Origin of the sequence: Tahibacter sp., from assembly GCF_035481375.1 — a bacterium.
GTDB lineage: Bacteria > Pseudomonadota > Gammaproteobacteria > Xanthomonadales > Rhodanobacteraceae > Tahibacter.
The window spans coordinates 1-3,923 of record NZ_DATIGT010000046.1 but is presented as its reverse complement, the minus strand read 5'-3'; the positions used below and the strand labels follow the sequence as shown (position 1 = coordinate 3,923).

3 protein-coding genes are annotated in these 3,923 nt (G+C 67.6%); all 3 read left to right on the top strand.

All coding sequences use genetic code 11. From position 1 onward, the window contains the following. On the top strand, positions 1-1,031 hold a 1,031-nt coding region (locus VLF18_RS03160), incomplete at its 5' end, for an efflux RND transporter periplasmic adaptor subunit (protein ID WP_325278168.1). Positions 1,032-1,036: 5 nt separating this feature from the next. Beyond that, positions 1,037-1,768: an ABC transporter ATP-binding protein gene (locus VLF18_RS03155; RefSeq protein ID WP_325278167.1), complete on the top strand. Its 732-nt coding sequence runs from the start codon at positions 1,037-1,039 to the stop codon at positions 1,766-1,768. Positions 1,769-1,778: 10 nt separating this feature from the next. Further along, positions 1,779-3,923 (top strand): ABC transporter permease (locus VLF18_RS03150; protein ID WP_325278166.1); only part of this gene is annotated, 2,145 nt, incomplete at its 3' end.

The following is a 3,923-nucleotide window of genomic DNA, read 5'->3' as shown; positions in this document are numbered from 1 at the left end:
AGTGGCTCGCGGCGAACGTCGAAGGCGTCGTCGACAACATCGCGGTCGAAGCCGGCGCGACGGTCAAGCAGGGCGACGTCATCGCGACGCTGGCCAATCTCCAGCTCAAGGAGCAGCTGCAGGAATCGCAGTGGGAGATCGAGGCGACGACGAAGGAGAACCGCGCCGCCGCGATGACGCTGGAATCCGAACTCGCCGAAGTGCGCGCGATCGCGAACACCGCCGAACTCGACTACCGCAGCGCCGCGCTCAAGGTAAAAGCGGAAACGACGCTCGTCGAGAAGGGCATCGTCTCCCGGCTCACGTTCGAGCAGTCCAAGCTCGCCGCCGAGCAGTTCCAGCAGGCCGCGCGCTATCAGCAGGCGCGCCTGGACAAGATGGAGGCCAACCTGGCCGCGACGATCGAGGCGCACGCGGCGCGCATCAACAAGATGCGCAATTCGCACAATCTGATCCAGCAGAAGATCGACGATCTCAGCGTGCGCGCGCCGATCGACGGCGTCGTGCAGGAAATGGTGCTCAAGCTCGGCCAGCGCGTGATGCCCGGCGCCGAGGCCGCGCGCATCGCGCCGCACGACAACCTCGTCGCGATGCTCGACGTCCAGGACTTCCAGGTGCGCGACGTCGTGCCCGGCCAGACCGTCACCATCGACACGCGTGCGAGCAAGATCGCCGGCAAGGTCGTGCGCATCGACCCGGCCGTCGTCAACGGCGTCGTCAAGGTCGAAGTCGCGCTCGAAGGCCAGATTCCCGCGGATGCGCGTCCCGACCTCAGCGTCGAGGGCATCATCGAAGTCGAGCGCAAGGCCGATGCGCTGTTCGTGAACCGTCCGACCTTCGCGCAGAGCCACAGCAAGATCGCGCTCTACCGCGTCGACGACGGCGGCGGCAGCGCGCGGCGCGTCAACGTGGAACTCGGTCGCGCCTCGACGCGCCAGATCGAGATCGTCAGCGGGCTCAAGGAAGGCGATCGGATCATCGTGTCGGATTCCTCGGCCTGGGAAAGCCACGACCAGATCCTGCTGCGGTAAGCGCCATGAGTACGAACACTCCGCTGATCGTGCTGCAGGGCCTGCAGAAGTCGTTCTTCACCGAAGAGGTCGAGACGCGCGCGCTGCACGACATCCATCTGAGCATCGGCCGCGGCGAATACGTCGCGCTGTCCGGGCCGTCGGGCTGCGGCAAGTCGACGCTGCTGTCGCTGCTCGGGCTGCTCGATACCTGGACCGCCGGGCGCTACCTCCTCGGCGGCCACGACGTGTCCGAGATCAACCGCGCCGAGCGCGCGCGGATCCGCAACCGCGAAATCGGCTTCGTGTTCCAGTCGTTCAACCTGATCAGCGACCTGACCGTCGAGGAGAACGTCGGACTGCCGCTGAGCTATCGCAGCGATCTCAAGCGCGGCGACATCGGGCCGATGATCGAGCGCGCGTTGCAGAAAGTGGACATGCTGCACCGGGCCAAGCACTACCCGTCGCAGTTGTCGGGCGGCCAGCAGCAGCGCGTCGCCGTGGCGCGCGCGGTCGTCGGCAACCCGTCGCTGATCCTCGCCGACGAACCGACCGGCAATCTCGATTCCAAGAACGCCGAAGCCGTCACGCAGCTCCTCGAGAGCCTGCATCGCGAAGGCGCGACGATCTGCATGGTCACGCACAACCCGGAGTCGGCGCAGCGCGCCGCGCGCCAGGTCGAGCTGTTCGACGGCAAGGTCGTCAGCGACAGCATGGCCGGCGCTCACCCCGTCCCGAAACTGGCCGCGGTGATCTGAGCACGAAACCATGCTGCAACTCGCCGACATCACCTACGCGCTGCGCCTGCTGCGCAAGACGCCGCGCTTCACCGCGCTGACCATCCTCGTGCTGGCCGGCGGCCTCGCGATCAGCATCTACACGTTCTCGGTGCTGATCACGATGCTGTACCGCGACCTGCCGATTCCCGAAGGCGCGTCGGTCGTGCGCGTCATCGGCAAGAAGGACGGCCGCAACGTGCCGATGAACGCGTTCGAACTCGCCGAACTGCGCGCGCAGGCGCGCACGCTGCGCGAGTTCGGCATCTACAGCGCGTCGCCGTCTCTGCTGACCGACACGGAATCCAGCCGCAGCGTCAAATCCACCTACGCCGAGTGGAACGTGTTCCAGTTCACGCGCACGCAGCCGCTGATGGGCCGCGGCTTCGTGCCCGACGACAACATCGTCGGCGCGGAACCCGTCGCGGTGATCGGCCACGCGCTGTGGCAGTCGGCGTTCGCCGGCGACCCGGCCGTCGTCGACCGCGTCGTGCGCATCAACGGCAGGCCGACGCGCATCGTCGGCGTGATGCCGCCGCGCTACGCGTTTCCGATCAGCGCGGAAATGTGGCTGCCGCTGACGACGCGCGACATCAGCCCGACCGGGTATACGCAGACCGTGTTCAGCGCCTACGCGCGGCTCGCGCCGGGCGCGACCGAGGCGCGCGCCGACGCGGAGCTGCAGGCGCTGCTGCAGCGCCTGCAGCACCAGCAGCCTCGGCCCAATGCCGACAAGGAGAACCTCGACGGCGTGTTCGTCGCGAGCTTCCAGCGCGCGCAGACCGGGCCCGAGGGCGCGTTCGTGTTCGCGGTGCTCAACGTCGTGTCGCTGTTCATCCTGCTGCTGGCCTGCGTCAACGTCGGCAACATGCTGCTCGCGCGCACGAACGAGCGCATCAAGGAAATCGCCGTGCGTGTCGCGCTCGGCGCGCCGCGCCTGCGCCTGATGCTGCAGATGATGCTCGAGAGCGCGATCATCTGCCTCGTCGGCGGCGCGCTCGCGCTCGTGCTCGTGGCCTGGGGCCTGCGCGCGACGAATACGTTCCTGAATTCCACGTTCGAGGGCGAGCTGCCGTTCTGGTGGTACTGGCAGCTCGACGGCGGCACGGTGCTCGCGACGGTCGCGTTCGTCGTCGTCGCGATCCTGCTGGTGTCGGTGCTGCCGACCTGGAGCGCGACGAACATCAGCTCCAGCGCGCTGCTGCGCGACGGCACGCGCGGCGCGCGCGGGCGCACGAGCGGCAAGATCTCGCGCGCGCTCGTCACGGTGGAGATCGTGCTGATCTCGGTCGTCATGCTTGTGGGCAGCGCCATGGGCATCATCGCCTACCGCGCGGCGCACGTGGATTTCGGCATGGACACGACGAACCTCGTGACCATGCCGGTCGAACTCGATCTCAAGAAATACGCCAAACCCGCCGAGCAGCTGCTGTTCTTCGACCGGCTGCTGAGCGAGCTGCGGCGCAGCGGCGACATCGAGGCGGCGACCGTGCTGCAGGAACTCGGCGAGAGCGAGTTCGCGGTCGACGGCGTGGAATACAACACGCCGGACGACTATCCGCGCGCCGCGCTGCTCGTGACCTCGGCGTCGCCGGCGCCGATCGCGACGCGCCTGATCGAAGGCCGCAATTTCGACAGCCGCGATTCCGAGACCGGTCTCAAGACCATCATCGTGAGCCAGTCGCTCGCGCAGATGTACTGGCCCGACTCGACCGCGCTCGGCAAGCGCGTGCGGCTGATGGGCGAGGGCACGACGCCGGAGAACCGCGTGGTCGTCGGCGTCGTCAGCGACATCCGCCGCGGCGATCTCTTGACCAACCGCAAGAGCAATTTCACCGCGCTGTACCTGCCGCTGCCGCAGTTCATCCAGCCGGCCGCGAGCGTGCTCGTGAAGCACCGCGGCAGTGTCGGCGAGGCGCGCAATTCGCTGTATCGCGCGCTTGCGAACGTCGACGCCTATGCGATCCCGGGCCGCGTGCTGAGCTACGGCGCGATGCTCGAGAAGCTCACGCTGATGGCCACGACGATGACCGACCTGTTCATCCGCTGCGGCCTGTTCGCGATCCTGCTCGCGATGACCGGCATCTACGGACTGACCAGCAACGCCGTCGTGCAGCGCACGCACGAGATCGGCCTG